Consider the following 18,918-nt stretch of genomic DNA (forward strand, 5'->3'; position numbering starts at 1 on the left):
TCACACTGCCACTAATTCGACGGGGTGTTATCTGATCCGTTCATGGTATCAGTTACCGATACGATAGCGATATCGTCCGGCAGCTCTGTGATCTGTTCCAGATGCAGAGCCTCGTTCAGAGAGGCGATAGTGTGACGACCTCCCGATACGAGTTCAAGTAGTGTCCGCTCCTTTTCATCCAGTCCCTTTTCCCGGATAACTTCCAGAATTCCATCCGAAAACAGGGTCAGATGAAACGGTTTGTTCAGGGGAACCTCATACACTTCCCATTCCGGCGTCTCAAACAGCCCTACCGGAAGCCCGCTTCCCTCGAGAAACGCAGCCTCCCCACCCTCAAAGGACAGGATGGGCATCGGGAAATGGGCGCCGACTGCATAATTCAACTTACGTTCGCTCAGCGAAATAATGCCAACGAATACGGTTACGTGTTTACCGAGGCCGGTATCCAGCAACTCGGAATTGATGCGTTCCAGGAATCGGTCCGGGTACAGGATATCTTCACTGGAGCCCCGGCGAAGGTTTCGCTGCAAGCGGTTGGTCAGGTTCTTCAGCAGTACGGTTACGAACGCGGAACTGGCGCCATGGCCGGAGACATCGGCGATGTACACCAGAACCTTGTCGTCGGAAATACGGAAGTAATCCAGAAAATCACCGCTCAGGTAAAGCGATGGCTTGATCATGTGGTCCACGTGCAGGCCACTCATCACCTGTTCATGCTCCGGAAGCATCCGTAACTGGACCTTTCGGCCAGCGCGCTGGTCTGCCCGCAGCTCGGCGATGCCGTCCCGCAGGTCACGATTAGCCTCTTCAAGCTCCTGCCGGTAAAGCTGATTCAGCCGGTTGACCCGGACCCGGTCGAACAATTTCCCGATAACATCGTCCAGTGCGCCCTTGTCGTCGTTGCAGGGTTTGAGGACAAAGTCCGCCGCCCCGGCCCTGAGGGCGCTGACCACATCAGCGCTGGACTCGCTGGACGAACAGGCGACGATCGGCGTGAATGTTTCGGCTTCTTCCAGGCGATTGGCGAGATCCCGGATGGATTCCGGAGGCAGGTCTGCAAAGATGACATCGGGAATGTTATCGTCAAAAGCGCCTTGGCGCTAGCGAGATCCCGGTAGCCGGTCACGTAGAACCCCCTCGCTTCAAGGTAACGGGCGAGATCCGTACGGGCCTTTTCATCGGCGTCTATTATAAGTATGCGCTCGGTGCGCGAGGTCATGGCGACTGCCCTAAACTACCAGCGATAAACGATAAATTGGCTTGATTAAGCCTATTCTGGCACGCCCCTGTGATATAACAAGGCCAAGTTCATGAAATCGGAGGATTCCATCTGATGCGACGTGCCGTAAACGATCTACTCGGAGCCTATGACAAGCTGATCATGGATCCGGTTCACGGAGGCATTCCGCTTTACCGGCACGAGATCCAGGTGATTGATCACCCGCTGTTCCAGCGACTGCGAAACATCTGCCAGAACGACATCCTGAGCCTGGTCTTTCCCGGCGCAACCCATTCCCGTTTTCTGCACAGTATTGGTGTGATGCATGTGGGCACGCGCATGTTCCGCTCGATGATCGACGCCTACCTCAGGGAGCGCCAGCTCAGCGACAAAACCGACCTTAGCCTGAGCCAGCTCGACGCCATCGACTATCTGGCCAAAACCATCCGGTTGGGCTGTCTTCTGCATGACAGCGGGCATTCAAGTTTTTCCCATCAGTTCACCCAGGCCCGGCGCATTCGGGAACTGATGTCCCGTCCCGGCCGCTTCCGGGATCTGTGGCGCGGCGTGGATTATTCCGCCTACCACCCGGAAGAACCCGACGAGCTGGAACACGAGCATTATTCCGTGCGTGTCGCCCACGATGTGCTCATGGCGGTGGATCTCGAAGGTGCGGGGCTTTTCGCCCGGGACGTTATCGGCATTATGGAAACGACGGACGTAAAACCCAGTGAGACGTTCTGTCGTCATGCCCGCACATTCTGGGCCTTTATTGCGGGAGAGGATGCCGCGGCGGGATCACCGCTCAGCGAAAACATACCCGGGCTGGTGATGGATCTGCTGTCATCGATTGTATCCGGCGAAATCGACGCTGACCGGGCCGATTACATGCTGCGGGACGGCTTCCACTCTTCGGTAACCATCGGCGGTTTCAATCTGGACCACCTCTTAAGCAACCTGCGTTTTGGATGGGATGTGTCCGAACCCTGGCTGGGGCTAGCCATAACCCAGAAAGGGCTGGGGGCGCTCGAGGACTTTGTCTACAGTCGCCACCAGATGTACCGCAAGGTTTACGCGCACAAGACCGCGCTGGGCTTTGACTGGCTGCTTCGGGAAGCGATCAACGAAGTGCTCGATGACCCTGAGAACTTTGAATGGGTGGATACCTGCCTGAGCGACATGGCCTACTTTGCAGAACTGACCGACAACTTCTTCTGGGAGGCGTTTCGGAAAGTGGCCCGCAAGCACCCGAAGAGTTTCTCGTTCTGCATTGTAAACCGGGTGAAACTGAACCATCTGGATACCCGGGAAGACCTCTCAGCCAGGGGGATCGAACGTCATAGCGCATGGTTGGCCGAAGAGCTTTCTCTCAGCCCTGCCCAGGTAGTGACCTGTTCGATGCGGGCGCGCTTCTCGAACATTCAGGACAACTTCAACGGCATCAAGGTGCTCGTGCGCGAACCTATCCACCGCACCCGGTCGTTGAAGAAGATCACCGACGTCAGCGCCTTCTTCAGCAAGTTCAGTGACGGCACCATCACACATTTCTATACCCGGCCCGATGTGACCACCGGTAACCAGGAGTCTCTCACTGAGTAGTGGGAGCGGTCGTCAGTTCAGCAACCAGTCCGCAGGCACTGTCGAACGCGCCCTCTACCCGGCCGCCACTGAGCCAGTCGCCTGCGAGCCCGATTTTGTAATCCGGGAACCAAAGATGGCCAGGGTGTTCTCCGCCTTCAGAGCGCGCGTAGAGCCAGCGATGGGTAACCACTTCGTCCGGACCGGTATCGAAGCCGGTCGTTTCACGAAACGCAGCCAACAGTTTTTCGGCCACTTCCTCGGCTGGTGTATCCACATGGTCTTCGGTCCAGGCCGGGCTGGCGTGAAAAACCCACCATTGGCCCTCATCGTCTCGACCGGGCTTACTGGAGTTGTTGGCCACCCAGAACAGCGCCGGGTGCTTGCAGCGCATGCCTTCGTGATGCGGCCAGGGCGATACCGGGAAGTGGGCGGCAACGGCCCAGCATGGCAGAACCCGGCTCACCGGATCGTCGAGGTAGGAGGCCAGGGCGTCGAGGCTGCTGTCCGCCAGCAAATCCCGAGCCTGTGCCGGAGGCGCGGTAACGATAACTGCATCAAAATCGCCGAGGTGCGAGCCGGCGGTGGAAAAGAGCGACCAGGACTGGTCGTTTCGGGCCAATCTGGCAACGCGTGTCTCGGTAACAACGTGAGCGTGTCCGGACAGGGCCCGGGTAATCGCTGTCATGCGGGGAATACCGACGTAACGGGTCTCCTGCGGGAAGGATTCCCATTTATCAGCATTCGTCTGGAAACCAAACCGTCCTTCCCACGGTCCGAAGCTTTCAGGGCCGGCAAATTTATGGAGAAACGGCAGGAAATCCGGGTTCCGTGAGGTGAAGTATTGCGCGCCCATATCTGCTGATCCGCCGGTTACCCGCTTCGCAGCGAGCCTGCCCCCCGGTCCCCGGCTTTTTTCGAAGACCGTAACGTCATGGCCGAAACCGCGCAGCTGGATAGCGGCGGTCAGCCCGGAGAGGCCTGAACCGACAATGGCGATACGGCGTATAAGTGACGAATCAAAGGTTTGATTAAACATGGTTTATCGTGCATCCAATTACAGTAGTGAGATCGTACTACTCTCCATGAAACACCAGCGGCATCAAGACTGAGTGTGCGATCAAGATTCCATTAAAGAGAAAGGGCAATCAGGGTATGACCCGAATGCAACATTGGCTTACAAACATTCTGAGGTGGTTCGATTCCGAAGCAGGTTCGGATCACATAGACACCACGTCCCGATCATTCAATTTTTTACGCGTTATTCCGTTCATTGCGCTCCATCTGGCCTGCCTTCTGGCGTTTTACACCGGCGTAAGCGCATTCGCCATCGGATTCGCGATTGCTTTCTTCCTCGTGCGGATGTTTGCGATTACCGGATTCTACCATCGTTATTTTGCCCACAAGACGTTCAAGACCAGCCGGCCTGCCCAGTTTGTATTCGCGGTGCTCGGCGCCAGTGCGGCCCAACGTGGCCCGCTCTGGTGGGCTGCCCACCATCGCCATCATCATCAGCACTCCGATGATGTTCAGGACCTGCACTCGCCCCATCAGGGCGGATTCTGGTGGTCCCACATGGGGTGGTTCACCTGTGACGCCGGCTTTGCGACCGACGAACGTCGGATTCGGGACTGGCTGAAATTCCCGGAACTCAGGCTGATTAACCGGTTTGACGCTCTGGTACCGGCTCTCGCCGCCGTTGGTATCTACGCGCTGGGCGAAGCATTGGCCGCGTGGGCTCCGGGGTTGGGGACCAACGGTCTGCAGATGCTTATCTGGGGATTCTTCATATCGACCGTCGTGCTGTTTCACGCCACGGTATCCATCAACTCTCTGTCCCACGTCTGGGGCAAGCGCCGATTTGAAACCTCGGACGACAGCCGGAACAACTTCTGGCTCGCTCTGCTTACCCTGGGCGAAGGATGGCACAACAATCACCACCGCTGGCCGCAATCTGTTCGCCAGGGGTTCCGGTGGTATGAAATTGACATCACCTGGTATGGGCTATGGCTGATGTCGAAGCTTGGCATCATCTGGGAGCTCAACCCGATACCCAAGCACATTCAGGAAGAAACACGCGAACTGGATAAAATGAGGAGGAGCAGGCAATGACAACCGCCTCAAAGATCGAAGTAGGTACGCGTAATTCGGCGGTGCCGGCAACGCTCGATAATTTCAGAGCGCTGTTCAACGAACTCGACAAGGGTAATCTGAACAAGCTCTCCCGGGTCTACAGCGAGGATATCCGGTTCCAGGACCCACTGAGCACCGTATCGGGCCTGGATGAGCTGACCCACTATTTCGCCGGGGCCTATGCGAATGTCATCTCCTGTCGCTTTGAATTCGGTGAAGCCGTGGTTCACGGTGAGTTTGCCGCCTTGCCCTGGGTTATGCACCTTCGTCACAAGCGCCTTCGCAAGGGGCGTGATGTCCAGGTGCAGGGCATCAGCCACCTCGAAATCCGGGACGGAATGGTGTGCTACCACCGTGATTACTTTGACGCCGGAGAAATGCTCTACGAAAACCTGCCGGTGATTGGCAGGGCCATTCGCTGGATCAAGGATCAGGCAGGATGAGTGATCGACTTCAGGAAACCTCGAATATCTGGATTACCGGCGCCAGTTCGGGTATTGGCGAATCCGTTACCCGTGCCCTGGCACGCGGTGGTCACCGGCTCGTGATTACCGGTCGCCGACAGGGTGCTCTCGAAGAACTGGCTTCTGCAGCGCCAGACCGGATTATACCGGCGGCCGCAGACACCACCAGCAAAGAAGACCTCCAGGCCATCGCGGGCACACTGGAAAATCACGGCGACCTGAACATGGTGATACTGAACGCCGGCACCTGTGAATATCTGGAGATAGCGCACTACAACAGTGACGTTATCGAGAAGAACATTCACACCAATGTGATTGGCACGGCGCGATGTCTCGATATTGCTCTGCCTGCCCTCAGGCGCAGCCGGGCTAAAGGCCAGCCGGCGACCCTCGTGATCGTCAGCTCTTCAGCCTGGTGGTTCCCTTTTGGCCGGGCTGAAGGCTACGGCGCTTCCAAGGCGGCGCTGACCTATTTTGCCCATGCACTCCGGGCAGACCTTGACGCCGAAGGGATCGACGTAGTGGTGGTTTCCCCCGGATTCGTCAAGACACCATTGACCGATCGGAACGATTTCCCAATGCCCTTCCTGGTTTCTGCAGAGGATGCGGCGGAACGCATTGTCAGTGGTCTCGCGCGTGGCAAGAACGAGATTGCATTCCCCAAGCGCTTCACCTGGATGTTGAAAGCGCTGGGCGCCCTTCCCCGGCCCTTGATCGACCGTATGTCGGCCTCTATGGCCCGTAAAAGCAACACTGAACAGGAAAATAATGGATGAGTAGTGAGCGTCAGCGGATTGCTGTCATTGGGGCCGGCGTTTCCGGCCTCACGGCTTCCTGGCTTTTGGCCGAGAAACACGATGTTCAGGTTTTTGAAGCGGGCGACTATGCCGGCGGTCACACCAACACCGAACAGGTCGAAGCCGGTGGCCGGACCTGGCCGGTTAATACTGGCTTCATCGTTTTCAACGACTGGACCTACCCGAATTTCATCAAACTGATGGAGCGTCTGGGAGTTCCGTCGGAAGTCAGCGACATGAGCTTCAGCGTGGACTGCAGCAGCACCGGCCTGCAGTACAACGGCACCAGCCTGAATACCCTGTTTGCCCAGCGAAAGAATCTGTTCAACCTGCCGTTCCTGAAGATGGTGAGGGAGATTCTGCGCTTTAACAAGGAAACCCGTGCAGACCTTGAAGCCGGCAATATCAATAACGAAGAAACACTGGGGGAATACCTGAATCGGAATGGGTACTCCCGCTATTTCAGGAACTACTACATTGTTCCGATGGGCGCGGCTATCTGGTCAGCACCGGAAATCGTGCTGGAACAGTTTCCAATCCGGTTCTTCCTGCAGTTTTTCAACAATCACGGCATGCTGTCTGTGGATGACCGCCCAACCTGGCGGGTGATTTCCGGAGGGTCTGCCCAATACGTGAAGAAAATGATGGAACGGCTGGGTGATGGCATGCACCTGAACAGCCCTGTCGACAGGGTTGTCCGCCATGAGGACGGTGTAACCGTGACTGTCAGGGGCGAGGAACACCACTTTGACCAGGTGATTTTTGGCTGCCACAGCGACCAGGCCCTTGCCATGCTCGCTGACGCGACCGACAAGGAACGGGACATACTCGGTGCCATGGCCTATCAGAACAACGATGTGGTGCTCCATACAGACAGCAGCGTGTTGCCGGACAATCGCCGGGCCTGGGCTGCCTGGAACTACTTTATTCCGACCCACAGTACTGAACCGGTTTCTGTCACCTACAACATGAACATACTGCAGAACTTCCATGATGCCCCGGAAACCTTCTGTGTAACCCTCAATCGCAGCCGAGATATCGATCCCGAAAAGGTGATCAAGCGCTTCGAATACGCCCATCCGGTGTTCACTCTGGACGCGGTGGCAGCCCAGGAACGCTACGACGAAATCGGTAATCAGAATCGAACCCATTTCTGTGGTGCATACTGGTTCAACGGATTCCATGAAGATGGCGTTCGCAGCGCGTTGCGGGTAACCGAAGCGTTCGGGGTGGAGCTTTGACCGTGAACAGCCAGTGGCTGGAGGGTACTGTCCGGCACAGGCGGAAGTACCCGGTGAAACACGAATTCAGCTACAGCACCGGCATGCTGGCCCTGGACACCGACGAGTGGAATCAGGTTTCCGGTATCAGCCCGTTATTTTCACTGGAACGTTTCAACTGGATGTCTCTGAAGCGCAGCGACTACTTCCGTCCGGAGACAGGCGACCTGTCCGGGGCTGTGCGTGACCACGTGGAACGGGCCACCGGCTGGCGTCCGGATGGCGAAGTCGAGCTGATTACCCATCCGCGCTACTTTGGTTACGTGTTCAATCCGGTCAGCTTCTATTTCTGCTATCGCGCCGGGGAATGCCCGGCGGATGGCGTGGTTCCAAAGGTCATCGTTGCCCAGATTACCAACACCCCGTGGCATGACCGTCATGCCTATTGCCTGGAGACGACCGGCGCAGAGCCGAACCGGGCGGGCTGGCGCACCGAACAGTTTGGTTTTAGCAAACGCTTTCACGTGTCGCCGTTCAACGGCATGAACCAGCACTACGAGTGGACATTCAGTTTCCGGGGCCCTGATCTGAGAATTCACATGAATGTTCTGGAAGAGGGCCGCAAGCATTTTGATGCCACTCTGGTAGTCCAACGTACCCCTCTCACTCGTAAAGATGTGCACAGAAGTCTTCGAAAGTTTCCGCTCGAGGCATTCAAGGTTGTGGCAGGTATTTACTGGCACGCCCTGCGCCTCAAGCTCAAGGGGGCACCGTTCTACACCCACCCCGATAAGCTTTCCGAGGACGATACCGCCTACCGCCGTGGGCACGATGATTCCGGGCTGGATGTCACCAGCTCTGAGACCAATGACAAGATTCGTGGAAGGGTAAGTTCATGGAGAACCTGAATACTTCGGTTGAAAACACCAAATCCGAATCGGGCAGCCTGCCGGCTATCAGCCGTTTCGCACGTACCCTGGTGATTCAACAGCTCCGTTTGCTGGGCGAGGGCAAACTGACGGTTCGGGAATCCGGATTCGAGGATCTGGTATTCGGGGATGGCGACAGCCAATACCAGCCGGCAGAGCTGATTATCCACGATCACAGCACCTGGAGGGACCTTCTGACTGGCGGAAGCGTCGGCGCGGCGGAAGCGTATGTCGCTGGTGATTGGTCAACCCCCGATCTGGTTGCCCTGCTCCGGTTCTTTACCCGCAACGTCGACCGCATGAACGAGTTTGAAGACCGGTTCAGCTGGGTTACCAAGCCTGCCCTCAAAGGTCTGCACTGGCTGAACCGGAACACCAAGGAAGGCTCCCGAAAGAACATCAGCGCCCACTACGATCTTGGCAATGACCTGTTCGAGACATTCCTCGATCCAACCATGATGTACTCGTCGGCGATCTATCCCAGCGCCGAATCGAGCCTTGAAGAAGCGGCTGTGCACAAACTGGACACCATCTGCCGGAAGCTGGACCTCCAACCCGGGGACAAGGTGATTGAAATCGGCACCGGCTGGGGCGGCTTTGCGATCCATGCCGCCAAACACTACGGCTGTCATGTCACCACGACGACCATTTCCAGAGAGCAGCTGGAGCTCGCGAAAGAACGGGTTCAGAAAGAGGGGCTGGAGGACCAGATTACCCTACTGTTTGACGATTACCGGGATCTCGAGGGGCAATTCGACAAACTTGTTTCCATCGAGATGATTGAAGCCGTTGGTCCTCAGTTTCTCGACAGCTATTTCTCGCAGATTAACGCCCTGTTGAAGCCCGACGGGTTGGCTCTGGTGCAGGCCATTAACATGCCGGAGCAGCGGTACCAGAGAGCTTTGAAAAACGTGGATTTTATCCAGCGATTTATCTTTCCGGGAAGCTTTATTCCCTCTTTCGGAGCCATCCTCGAATCGGTTCGAAAAGAAAGCAAGCTGGTACTCACCCATGCCGAGGATACCGGCTTCCACTATGCCAGGACCCTTCACGACTGGTGCGACCGGTTCATGGCCCAGCGGGACAAGCTTGAATCGATGGGTTACGACGATGCTTTCCGGCGCCTGTGGCACTTTTACTTTGCCTACTGTGAAGCGGGCTTCAGCGAGCGGGCCATTGGCGTTGCGCAGCTGGTGTTCGCCAAGCCCGGCAACAAACGCGAGAACATATTGAGCGTATGATCGCCTCCGAAACTGCCCGTAACGTTCTTAATTTCCTGCTGTTCCAGGCAGGCTGGTTTGCCTGCGTGTTTTATCCCGGACTGATCGGCGCCGGCATCGTAGTGATCTTTCTGGTGCTGCATTTTGTCCTGGTTAGCCAGAACCGGATGACCGAGCTTCAGTTTATCGGCCTGGGAACCGTCGTCGGCTCAATTCTGGACGGCATCTGGTTCCGTACCGGTATTCTGGATGACGGCACCGGCCAGGTGATGCTCACTCCACCGTGGCTTGTGGCCATCTGGGCCATCTTCATGACGACCCTGAGCCATTCCCTCGACTGGATCAGCAAGAAAGCCTGGCTGCCCTTCGTGCTTGCGCCCTTTGCCGGCCCCTTCGCCTATTGGTCGGCGAGCCAGCTCGGTGCAGTGCAGCTGCCAGACTTGCTGCCATCGCTGATTGCACTCGGGTTTGGCTGGCTGGTTGTCTTCCCGCTGCTGCTGTTCGCCCGCAAAACGCTTTACCCGGAGCTGGTTCGATGAAACGCGCTACCTGGTCAGTTTACGTGGCGCTCTTGGCAGCCGCATGGCCGGCCGCGGCCGCAGATTTCAGTTTCATCGGTACCGCAAGCACCGGAGACGGCAACGTCATTTACGAAGAGCGCCACTCCGTTGATGGTACCTGTGAGCAAGGCATGTTCCGGCCCCGGCAACACGAGGTGACCTACTTCAAACCGGACGCGGACGAGTCATTCGCCCGCAAAGACCTTGAATACGAGGTTTCAGTACTGCGTCCGTCCGTAGACTTCGTTCAGCCGACATTCAGTGAAGAAATGCAGATCACCTACACTGCACCCGACACTTTGATGATCGACTGGCAGACGCCAGGCGGCGATTCAGAGCAATTCGAGGTGAAATACCCGGCCACTACCGTTGTGGATGCCGGGTTTGATAACTTCGTACGCCAGAATTGGCAGAGTGTTGTGGCTGGCGAGCCGGTTGAATTCCGGTTTCTTGGGCCTACCCGGGGCGAGCATTACGGTTTCGTTCTGGAACGGGTCGAGAACGACCGGGTGAATGCTGACCATGTAGTACAGATACGCCCTACCGGCATGGTACTGCGTTTCCTGGTCGACCCCATCGTGCTGGGTTACAGCAACTCGGGTGCCCTTTCCGACTATCTGGGCCTCACCAATATCCGGAAAAACCAGGATGAAAACTACACCGCCCATATCCGTTATAAAGTGAACACCACCCCGGATTGTGAACTGACCCCCTGAAACTGTCGCCCCTGCCAAGGCAGACCCCGGGGGTCAGTATGGTAAACTCCGACGGGAATCAACGCCGGAGAGTATTTTGAAATGATGTTCGTCTCTTTCAACGTCAACAGTATCCGCACCCGCCTGCACCAGCTTGAAGCCGTAATAGACACCCTCGCACCGGATTTTATCGGCCTTCAGGAAACCAAGGTTCAGGACGACGACTTTCCGGTAGAAGCAATCCGGGACCTTGGCTACCACGTGCATTTCCACGGGCAAAAAACCCACTATGGCGTTGCCCTGCTCTCAAAAGCGGAGCCGGAGGAGGTTATCAAAGGCTACCCCTGGGATGGTGAGGATTCCCAGCGCAGGCTGATTACCGGCCATTTCACGGTCAATGGCGAAAAGCTGACGGTGATCAACGGCTATTTTCCCCAGGGTGAAAGCCGTGACCATCCGGTGAAGTTTCCTGCCAAGGAGAAGTTCTACGGGGATCTGATGCGTTACCTGGACGAGCTCAAGAAAGCGGGCGGCCACGTGGTGGTGATGGGGGATATGAACATCTCTCCAACCGATAAAGACATTGGTATTGGCGCCGACAACGCCAAACGCTGGCTACGAACCGGCAAATGCTCCTTCCTGCCGGAGGAACGGGAATGGCTGGGCCAGGTCGAGTCTCGCGGTTATACCGATGTGTTCCGGCACCTTCATCCTGATGAAGCGGACACTTTCAGCTGGTTTGACTACCGCAGCAAAGGTTTCGAGCGAGACCCCAAGCGTGGTCTGCGGATTGATCTGATCATGGCCAGTGACAGCCTGCTGCCCAAAGCCCGGAAAGCGGGTGTTTCCTACGACATTCGAGCCATGGAAAGGCCGTCCGACCACTGTCCGGTCTGGGCGAGCTTCGAGCTCTAGGGGCTGGCCCGGCGCGATATGAAAAAAATCAAAACCCGCGACCGTATCCTCCAGACCAGCCTGGCGCTGTTTAACACCGTCGGCGAGCCCAATGTCACCACCCTGCTGATCTCCGATGAGATGGATATCAGCCCGGGTAACCTCTATTACCACTTCAAGAGCAAAGGTGACATTGTCGAGGAAATCTTCGACCAGTACGAACACGACATGGTCGACTTGTTGGCGGTTCCGGAAGACGCCGACATCAGCCTCGACCAGCAGGGGTTCTTTCTGCACCTGCTGTTCGAGACCGTAGCCCGCTACCGGTTCCTCTATCAGGATCTGGTGAACGTGTTGTCCCGGTACGATCAGCTGCAGGTACGATTCAAGCGCATCCAGAAAAAGAAAAGACTGGCTTTCAAGACGATTTGCGAGAGCTTTCGACGCCAGGGCATTATGGCGATTGAGCAGGAAGAGCTTGATTCTCTTTGTGAGCAGTTGACGCTAACCGCCTGTTATTGGAGCGCTTTCGATACGCTCTCTCACCTGGATGACCGGGAGGCAGTGGATCCGGGGCGGGGTGTTTACCAGATGATGCATCTGGTGCTGCCCTACCTTGCGCCGGCCGACCGGGAGGAAGCCCGGCTGATGAGCCGGGATTATCTCTGAGCCGTAACGTTATTCTTCGTCATCACCGGCACGTTTCCGCAGGCGGGCAAGTTCTGTTTCAAGGGCTTCAATACGCCGCTCCATGGATTCGATTTCTTCACGGCGATGTATGCCCAGACGTCTCAGGGCACCGGACACCCGTTCATCAAACATGTGCTCAAGCCGGTCCCAGGTGCCAGTGGCTCGCTCCCGAACCCCTTCAACCCGATCCTCCACGGACTTGATCTGCTTTTCGACGACGCCACGGGTTTTGTTCTCGAGCTGCTCACCTTCCTGCACGAGACGCTCGAAGAAACGGCCAGTATCTTCCTCGGCTTTGGTGTAGGCGCCCAACCCGGCCAGCCAGATCTGGCGGGCTGAACCCTTGATTTTTGCCGCCAGTTGCGGATCATTCTCCGGCTTATTGTCGTTCTCGTCAGACATGTACAACCTCGGGAGTGCGGATAGTTCTTTCTAACCGCCATTGTATTACAGCTTGGCCCGGATTTCAGTCGGCCTGGAACCCGCGCAACGAAAGGCGGCAGTATAAAGACGCATCCGATATGAAAAAATGTTTTCAAACGAAAGTGAGTCTCGCTTGAAGTGTTCAAAATATAGTCAATACTTCCCAATACCGGCGTCCCTGCTGATGCCGGTTTGTCTGGAAGTCTTTCATGGATACTACTCGCACGCCTCTGCCCGGCATCCTTTGCCGGGCTTTTTTTTGTTATTATTGCCCCAAGATATATGCTTATTCCAAAATGAAAGTCTTTAAAATTCGGAGTATCAGATGATTGAAATTGCGTGGAGTAACTTCACCCCCTGGTCAGCGTTGGCGGGTGGCATATTGGTGGGCATAGCTGCCGCCAGCTTTCTGCTTCTCAACGGGCGGATTGCAGGCATCAGTGGCATTCTTGGCGGGCTTCTTTCACCGGCAAAAGGCGATATTGCCTGGCGCGTGGCGTTCCTTGCCGGACTGATTGGTGCACCGGCAGTCTGGGTACTGGCTACCGAGCTTCCCCCTATCGAAATCGAGGCCGGCTATCCCGCGCTCATTGTTGCGGGGCTGTTGGTGGGGATCGGCACCCGATACGGTTCCGGCTGTACCAGTGGACACGGGGTTTGCGGTCTGTCCCGCCTATCGCTGCGCTCGCTGGCAGCCACGATGAGCTTCATGGCTGCCGGATTTGTCACCGTGTACGTGATTCGTCACCTGATGGGGGTCTGATGCCATGAAATTTTCTCTTGCTTCTCTGTTTGCTGGCCTTGTCTTCGGAATGGGGCTTATCGTTTCCGGCATGGCCAATCCTGAAAAGGTGCTCGGCTTCCTTGATATCGCAGGCCTTTGGGATCCTTCACTGGCGTTTGTGATGGGAGGCGCCATTATGGTGGGTGTGGTCGCGTTTGCCGTTGCCCGCAAGCGCACTCTTTCCTTCCTCGGGTTCCACATGAAAATGCCCACCAGTGCCCATATCGATAAACGATTGGTACTCGGCGGTCTTATGTTCGGCGTTGGCTGGGGTATCGCAGGCTTCTGCCCCGGGCCTGGACTGGTCGCGCTCGGTGCCGGTGAAACCAAGGCGGCGGTGTTTGTTGCGGCCATGGTTGCGGGCATGGGCATTTTCGAAGTCATTGAGCGCAACCGTGCGAAAGTGTAAGTATTTTCTATAAATTTACCCGCCGCCATTCTGACACAGCCCGGGGGCTGTGCGATCATGGCGGCAGCTCCACCACCCGATTCGGAGAACGACATCCATGGATATCAGAAAAATCGACGACAACATTTCGGTGGCCCCTCAGATTTCCATTGAAGACGTGGCAGAAGCCGCGAAGCTGGGGTTCAAGACGCTCGTAGCAAATCGCCCTGACCACGAAGAGCCGGGCCAGCCTGCCATGGCGGATATTGAAGCCGCCGCCAGGGAACAGGGCCTTGAGTGGGTATACATGCCGGTGGAGTCGGGAAACATCACTGACGACGACGTAAACCGCTTCGCGCCGATGATCCGGGACGCCGAAAAACCCGTACTGGCATTCTGTCGTTCCGGGACTCGCTGCACCGTGCTCTGGGCTCTGAGCGCGGCCAGAAACACATCAGCCGATGAGATTTTTACCAAAGCACGCAACGCCGGTTACGACATTTCCGGCCTTGCACCAAGAATGGCGCAGCAGGCCGCCGACAAAGGCTGACACTGCCACCGCCTAACCAACGTTCAGGATCTACCGCATGCAATACAAAGGTTCAGAGAATTTCAGCCACAACCAGTCTGACCGATTGGGAGTGCTGGTTACCAACCTGGGGACACCGGATGCGCCAACAACCTCGGCCCTCCGTCGCTACCTGGCTGAATTTCTCTCGGACCCCCGGGTGGTCGAATTGCCGCGGCCGCTCTGGTGGCTGATCCTTCACGGTGTGATCCTGAGAATTCGTCCCAAGCGAAGCGCAGAGGCTTACTCCAGCGTCTGGCAGCCGGAGGGCTCTCCCCTGCTGCTGCACACTGCAAAGCAGGCTGAGGGTATACGAGAGGCACTCAAGCGCAAGTACGGCCCTAACGTGGTCGTCGGCTTTGCGATGCGCTACGGCAACCCCTCAATTTCCCGGGTTCTTGATGAGATGCAGGAACAGGGCGTACGGAAACTGCTGGTTCTGCCACTGTACCCCCAATACTCCGCGTCGACCTCGGCCTCCACCTTCGATGCCATTGCCAAGGATTTCTCGAAACGGCGCTGGCTGCCGGATTTCCGTTTCATTTCTCACTACCCGGATTATCCTCCGTACATTGAAGCCATGGCGCGCCATATCGAGGCGCACTGGGCCAACCATGGACGCAACCAGAAGCTGGTATTTTCCTACCATGGCGTGCCGCTCAAGTACCTGACCAAGGGCGATCCTTATCACTGCGAGTGCCACAAAACGTCTCGCCTGCTGGCTGAGCGGCTGGGCCTGAGCAAAGAGGACTACATGACCACGTTCCAATCCCGCTTTGGCAAGGAAGAGTGGCTCAAGCCCTACACGGATGAAACCCTGAAGTCCCTGCCAGGCAAAGGCGTCAAATCCATCGACGTATTCTGCCCCGGCTTTTCATCCGATTGCCTGGAAACCATTGAGGAAATCGACGAAGAAAACCGTGAGTACTTCATGGAGGCCGGCGGTGAAGGGTTCAGCTACATCACAGCGCTGAACGCCACACCCGGGCACATCGAAGCCCTGGTAAAACTGATCGAGGAAAATCTGGAAGGCTGGCAGGTGCCAAAGAACGAGCCAGAGGCTCTGGCAGCTCGCCAGCAGCGGGCAGACGAGCAGAAAGAAGCAATCTATCCGGGCCGGGATCTCTGATCCGCCCCCGAGTTATAGCCGGGGCTGCATCAGCTGCCCCGGTTTCCCTCCTTACCTTCAAAGCCCTCTGAAATATCCGGTACAGACTGACAGAACGTGCATTCGTCCGTATCGACGGCGGCGCCGCCAGCCTCCACATAACGCAACTTATGGCTCGCCCTGCCCCGATTTGCGGACACGGAAAACTTGCGGTTCCGGCGTTCGGCCGAACCGGTATCAGATGTTTGATGATTCTGAAATTCGCCCATAACACCCTCTCGTAGTCTCTATGCAAGAATAATGAGGGTTAACTGGCTTCAAACCAAGTAGGGATAACCACGTCGTTATGACGGGAAATATCACGTGGGGAACTGGAGATTCGGAAGAAAGAAAGGTAAGAGGAAAAATGGCGGTGGGCCAGGGATTCGAACCCCGGGAAGGCTACTAACCTTCGGCGGTTTTCAAGACCGCTGCATTCAGCCACTCTGCCAGCCCACCGGTTTTTCCATTCGCCGTCATTGCGACAGCGGTGAGCATGATACCGGAATTGCCTGTGCTGTCAACGCTCTGCATAAAACCCGCCGCATTTTTCAACATTAACGGTTTTTAATGGAATCCGGAAGACGGTTTCCTGTCGTAAATGATTGAAAGTTGCGTATCTGACACTATTATGGGAACCAGTATCCAGTCGTTATAAACGGAGATGACAATGGAAGACAGACGATTCGGCGTTCAGAACTCTCAGGGAGCCTATTCGACTCCCCAGACGGAGCGCGCGACCACAGGCATCAGCGATGATGCGATGAAGGTGTTGCGCAACACCTATATGCTGCTTGGCATGACACTCGCCTTTTCGGCGCTGACAGCATTCCTGAACATGAACGGAACCCACCCGGGCTTCCTGATCACCATCGTGGGATACATTGGGCTGCTGTTCGCAACCTATAAGTTGAAAAACAGCCCCTGGGGCATCGTGACTACCTTCGCCCTGACCGGGTTCATGGGTTACACCCTGGGTCCGATCATTGGCGCCTTCGTAGCTGCCGGCGCTTCCTCGATTGTCGCCCAGGCGCTGACACTGACCGCAGTTGCGTTTGTTGGTCTGTCTGCCACGGCCATCATCACCAAGAAAGACTTCAGCTTCATGTCCAGCTTCCTGACCGCTGGTGCGTTTGTACTGATCGGTGCCATGCTTCTGGCCTTCCTGATGGAGAGCTCTGTTCTGCATCTGGCAGTATCCGCCGGCTTCACGATCTTTGCATCGATCATGATCCTGTTCGAGACCAGCCAGATCATCAAGGGTGGTGAGCGTAACTACGTGATCGCCACTGTTGGTCTGTATGTATCCATCTACAACCTGTTCGTCAGCCTGCTGCACCTGCTGTCTGCGTTCAGTGGCGAAGATTGATACCAGGCTGAATCAGCCGCTTCGAAACCCCGGCAGTTGCCGGGGTTTTTGCTTTCTGTAAACTGAAAGTCATTGTCTTGCAGACTTATAACGAACAGGAACCATGTCCGAAACCTTTACCCTGGTAATTACCGGCGCGCCCTACTCGTCTCAGGCGCCCCAGACTGCTCTCGGCTTTGCGAAGGCAGCGGTGGATGCTGGTCATCACATTGACCGGGTGTTCCTCTACGGTGACGGGGTCCATCTGGCCTCTGCGCTCTGCGCGCCACCGTCTGACGAAACCCACTGGCCAGACGAATGGTCGCGGTTTCTGACTCAGCACAATATTCCCGGCGTGGCATGCATTGCCTCCGCGCTGCGTCGTGGCCTCGTCAACGAAACCGAACAGAAACGCTATGAATTGCCTTCGGCCAATCTTCGGGCCCCGTTTGAAATCGCTGGTCTCGGCGAATGGGTCGAAGGACGAATCAAATCCACGCGCACGCTCTATTTCCACGCTGGAGACTGACCATGAGCACACTGATCATGATTGACCAGCCTCCCTACGGCGCGTGGACCGGACGGGAAGCACTGGATATGGCGTTTTCGCTGGCAGCCTTCGACCAGTCGGCATCCCTGCTATTCACCGGGCCTGGCGTTAACTGGCTGAGACAGACTCAGCACGCCGGAGGCATTGAACAGAAGTCTGTGGAGAAGAATCTCGCTGCAGCACCGATATTCGGCATTGACGCGATCCTGGCTGATCGGGCTGCCTGCATCGCCTTCGGCCTCGATGAGCATTCGCTGATTGAAGGCGTCACCCTGGTAGATGCTGATGCCGATCTCCTCACTGACTATGACCACACCGCATTTGCAGGTTAGCTCAGATGACTGACATCCAGACATTGCACATATTGAACAAATCCCCCGATCATCCCCGGGCCGCGCGGTGCGTTGAAATGATGTCTGCAGAAGACGGCCTTCTTCTGACCGGCAACGGCGTGCTGTTGCTGGCACGCGGGAACCTTCTGCCGGGCGCCAGCAAGGTCTTTGCGCTCATTCCGGACGTCGAGGCGCGCGGACTGGGAGATCTGAGCGGCAACGTCAGTTCTGTGGACTTTGGGGAGATGGTAACGCTTTCATTGCAGGCACAACGGGTAATCAGTTGGTAAATCATGGTCAGTAATGCAACGCCACAACGAAACAACGAAGGCTTTCTTGAAGACGCCCAGGCGTGGACCGAAGGTGTCGCGACGGCCATCGCTGCCGAGGACGACGTGGATCTCACAGAAAAACACTGGGAAATCATAAAGTTTCTTCGGTCTTTTTATGAAGAGCATGAAATGTCGCCACCCTCTAATCGCCTGTTTGTGAAGGCGGTCAAAGAAGCGCTCGGTGAGGATAAGGGGAACAGCATCTACCTGATGCAGCTGTTTCCCGGCACCCCTGCAAAGACCGCCTGCAGGATTGCGGGGCTGCCAAGGCCAACTAACTGTCTTTAGAGTCCTTTGAGGCGGCGCCGTCCTTCTGCCTGTTGCGTTCCAGGTCGGCTGCACTGCCAAGGAAGCTACTCAGGCCGTTCTCAAACAGGCCAGAGCCAAATTTCAGGAACTGGCGGGTCGATTCTTTAACGGTGCCGTCAAGGGCGCTTTCTGGCAGTTCCCGGATGGTATCTGCCACACCCTTTTTTACGCCACGAGTCACCGCCGGTTCGATTTCACGGCCGGCCTCAATCAGTTCCGCCACCCTGGCATCGAGGTATGGACGGACCACGAAACGCCAGAACCCCCAGAGAGTGACAAGCACGGCGCCAACGGTTGCAAGAATCTGGATTGTCAGTGTTAGCCAAAAAGGCATAGCC

Annotated in this window: 24 protein-coding genes, 1 tRNA gene and 1 pseudogene; 20 read left to right on the plus strand and 6 right to left on the minus strand. The window is 56.4% G+C overall.

Translation table 11 applies throughout. The features are described 5' to 3' along the window. Positions 1 to 11: 11 nt before the first annotated feature. Positions 12 to 1,219, minus strand: a pseudogene (locus tag HP15_RS08790) (PP2C family protein-serine/threonine phosphatase). A gap of 114 nt (positions 1,220 to 1,333) precedes the next feature. On the opposite strand from HP15_RS08790, the gene HP15_RS08795 reads away from it, so the two are divergent. Continuing rightward, a complete protein-coding gene (locus tag HP15_RS08795) occupies positions 1,334 to 2,818 on the plus strand; it encodes an HD domain-containing protein (protein WP_014577138.1) in 1,485 nt (494 codons plus the stop codon). Here the strand turns inward: HP15_RS08795 and HP15_RS08800 are convergent. Further along, entirely contained in the window at positions 2,808 to 3,836 is a 1,029-nt protein-coding gene (locus HP15_RS08800; RefSeq protein WP_014577139.1) for an NAD(P)/FAD-dependent oxidoreductase, read from the minus strand. The genes HP15_RS08795 and HP15_RS08800 overlap by 11 nt on opposite strands. Before the next feature lie 116 nt (positions 3,837 to 3,952). Between HP15_RS08800 and HP15_RS08805 the strand changes: the two genes are divergently transcribed. The 10 genes from HP15_RS08805 (at position 3,953) to HP15_RS08850 (ending at position 12,378) form a co-directional block, all read left to right on the plus strand. Beyond that, the gene (locus HP15_RS08805; RefSeq protein ID WP_041645224.1) at positions 3,953 to 4,909 is read left to right on the plus strand and encodes an acyl-CoA desaturase; all 957 of its coding nucleotides are present in this window, start codon (positions 3,953 to 3,955) and stop codon (positions 4,907 to 4,909) included. After that, entirely contained in the window at positions 4,906 to 5,373 is a 468-nt protein-coding gene (locus tag HP15_RS08810; protein WP_041645225.1) for a nuclear transport factor 2 family protein, read from the plus strand. Before HP15_RS08805 ends, HP15_RS08810 begins: the two co-directional genes overlap by 4 nt. Continuing rightward, on the plus strand, positions 5,370 to 6,170 hold the full coding sequence (locus HP15_RS08815) for an SDR family NAD(P)-dependent oxidoreductase (protein WP_014577143.1): 801 nt from the start codon (positions 5,370 to 5,372) through the stop codon (positions 6,168 to 6,170). The genes HP15_RS08810 and HP15_RS08815 overlap by 4 nt, the downstream gene beginning before the upstream one ends. Beyond that, complete coding sequence (locus HP15_RS08820) at positions 6,167 to 7,432, plus strand: NAD(P)/FAD-dependent oxidoreductase (RefSeq protein ID WP_014577144.1); 1,266 nt, start codon at positions 6,167 to 6,169, stop codon at positions 7,430 to 7,432. Before HP15_RS08815 ends, HP15_RS08820 begins: the two co-directional genes overlap by 4 nt. Before the next feature lie 2 nt (positions 7,433 to 7,434). After that, on the plus strand, positions 7,435 to 8,319 hold the full coding sequence (locus HP15_RS08825; protein WP_014577145.1) for a DUF1365 domain-containing protein: 885 nt from the start codon (positions 7,435 to 7,437) through the stop codon (positions 8,317 to 8,319). Further along, positions 8,307 to 9,581, plus strand: coding sequence for an SAM-dependent methyltransferase (locus HP15_RS08830; RefSeq protein ID WP_014577146.1), 1,275 nt, complete (start codon positions 8,307 to 8,309; stop codon positions 9,579 to 9,581). The genes HP15_RS08825 and HP15_RS08830 overlap by 13 nt, the downstream gene beginning before the upstream one ends. Next, the gene (locus tag HP15_RS08835; protein ID WP_014577147.1) at positions 9,578 to 10,099 is read left to right on the plus strand and encodes a DUF2878 domain-containing protein; all 522 of its coding nucleotides are present in this window, start codon (positions 9,578 to 9,580) and stop codon (positions 10,097 to 10,099) included. The genes HP15_RS08830 and HP15_RS08835 overlap by 4 nt, the downstream gene beginning before the upstream one ends. After that, positions 10,096 to 10,836, plus strand: coding sequence for a hypothetical protein (locus tag HP15_RS08840; protein WP_041645226.1), 741 nt, complete (start codon positions 10,096 to 10,098; stop codon positions 10,834 to 10,836). The genes HP15_RS08835 and HP15_RS08840 overlap by 4 nt, the downstream gene beginning before the upstream one ends. An 81-nt stretch (positions 10,837 to 10,917) precedes the next feature. Then, entirely contained in the window at positions 10,918 to 11,730 is an 813-nt protein-coding gene (gene xthA, locus HP15_RS08845) for an exodeoxyribonuclease III (protein ID WP_014577149.1), read from the plus strand. Positions 11,731 to 11,748: 18 nt separating this feature from the next. After that, positions 11,749 to 12,378 carry a TetR/AcrR family transcriptional regulator gene (locus tag HP15_RS08850; RefSeq protein ID WP_008171664.1) on the plus strand — a complete coding sequence of 210 codons (630 nt, stop codon included), beginning with the start codon at positions 11,749 to 11,751 and terminating at the stop codon, positions 12,376 to 12,378. Positions 12,379 to 12,387: 9 nt separating this feature from the next. On the opposite strand, the gene HP15_RS08855 is transcribed toward HP15_RS08850, so the two are convergent. After that, on the minus strand, positions 12,388 to 12,801 hold the full coding sequence (locus tag HP15_RS08855) for a phasin family protein (protein ID WP_014577150.1): 414 nt from the start codon (positions 12,799 to 12,801) through the stop codon (positions 12,388 to 12,390). A 346-nt stretch (positions 12,802 to 13,147) separates the two neighbouring features. Between HP15_RS08855 and HP15_RS08860 the strand changes: the two genes are divergently transcribed. From HP15_RS08860 to hemH, 4 genes are all read left to right on the plus strand, one after another. Next, the gene (locus HP15_RS08860; RefSeq protein ID WP_014577151.1) at positions 13,148 to 13,585 is read left to right on the plus strand and encodes a YeeE/YedE family protein; all 438 of its coding nucleotides are present in this window, start codon (positions 13,148 to 13,150) and stop codon (positions 13,583 to 13,585) included. Between the two features lie 4 nt (positions 13,586 to 13,589). Then, positions 13,590 to 14,015, plus strand: a complete 426-nt coding sequence (locus HP15_RS08865; protein ID WP_008171667.1) for a YeeE/YedE family protein — start codon at positions 13,590 to 13,592, stop codon at positions 14,013 to 14,015. 97 nt (positions 14,016 to 14,112) lie between these two features. Further along, positions 14,113 to 14,544 carry a TIGR01244 family sulfur transferase gene (locus tag HP15_RS08870; RefSeq protein WP_008171670.1) on the plus strand — a complete coding sequence of 144 codons (432 nt, stop codon included), beginning with the start codon at positions 14,113 to 14,115 and terminating at the stop codon, positions 14,542 to 14,544. A gap of 37 nt (positions 14,545 to 14,581) precedes the next feature. Beyond that, the gene (hemH, locus tag HP15_RS08875; protein WP_014577152.1) at positions 14,582 to 15,691 is read left to right on the plus strand and encodes a ferrochelatase; all 1,110 of its coding nucleotides are present in this window, start codon (positions 14,582 to 14,584) and stop codon (positions 15,689 to 15,691) included. A gap of 29 nt (positions 15,692 to 15,720) precedes the next feature. Here hemH and HP15_RS08880 read toward each other — a convergent pair whose 3' ends face one another. Next, positions 15,721 to 15,939: a hypothetical protein gene (locus HP15_RS08880; protein WP_014577153.1), complete on the minus strand. Its 219-nt coding sequence runs from the start codon at positions 15,937 to 15,939 to the stop codon at positions 15,721 to 15,723. Between the two features lie 138 nt (positions 15,940 to 16,077). Further along, positions 16,078 to 16,168 (minus strand) — tRNA-Ser (locus HP15_RS08885). 211 nt (positions 16,169 to 16,379) lie between these two features. On the opposite strand from HP15_RS08885, the gene HP15_RS08890 reads away from it, so the two are divergent. From HP15_RS08890 to HP15_RS08910, 5 genes are all read left to right on the plus strand, one after another. Then, positions 16,380 to 17,078, plus strand: a complete 699-nt coding sequence (locus HP15_RS08890) for a Bax inhibitor-1/YccA family protein (RefSeq protein WP_014577154.1) — start codon at positions 16,380 to 16,382, stop codon at positions 17,076 to 17,078. Between the two features lie 103 nt (positions 17,079 to 17,181). Continuing rightward, a complete protein-coding gene (gene tusD / locus HP15_RS08895; RefSeq protein WP_014577155.1) occupies positions 17,182 to 17,586 on the plus strand; it encodes a sulfurtransferase complex subunit TusD in 405 nt (134 codons plus the stop codon). Positions 17,587 to 17,588: 2 nt separating this feature from the next. Next, positions 17,589 to 17,939 (plus strand): DsrE family protein, encoded by a 351-nt coding sequence (locus HP15_RS08900; protein WP_014577156.1) that lies wholly within the window; start codon positions 17,589 to 17,591, stop codon positions 17,937 to 17,939. Positions 17,940 to 17,944: 5 nt separating this feature from the next. Continuing rightward, entirely contained in the window at positions 17,945 to 18,229 is a 285-nt protein-coding gene (gene tusB / locus HP15_RS08905) for a sulfurtransferase complex subunit TusB (protein ID WP_049784472.1), read from the plus strand. Positions 18,230 to 18,232: 3 nt separating this feature from the next. Further along, positions 18,233 to 18,559: a TusE/DsrC/DsvC family sulfur relay protein gene (locus tag HP15_RS08910; protein WP_014577158.1), complete on the plus strand. Its 327-nt coding sequence runs from the start codon at positions 18,233 to 18,235 to the stop codon at positions 18,557 to 18,559. Here HP15_RS08910 and HP15_RS08915 read toward each other — a convergent pair. Beyond that, positions 18,546 to 18,914 (minus strand): hypothetical protein, encoded by a 369-nt coding sequence (locus HP15_RS08915; protein ID WP_008171682.1) that lies wholly within the window; start codon positions 18,912 to 18,914, stop codon positions 18,546 to 18,548. The genes HP15_RS08910 and HP15_RS08915 overlap by 14 nt on opposite strands. Between the last annotated feature and the right edge of the window lie 4 nt (positions 18,915 to 18,918).

The sequence above is a fragment of the Marinobacter adhaerens HP15 genome, assembly GCF_000166295.1.
Taxonomy (GTDB): domain Bacteria; phylum Pseudomonadota; class Gammaproteobacteria; order Pseudomonadales; family Oleiphilaceae; genus Marinobacter; species Marinobacter adhaerens.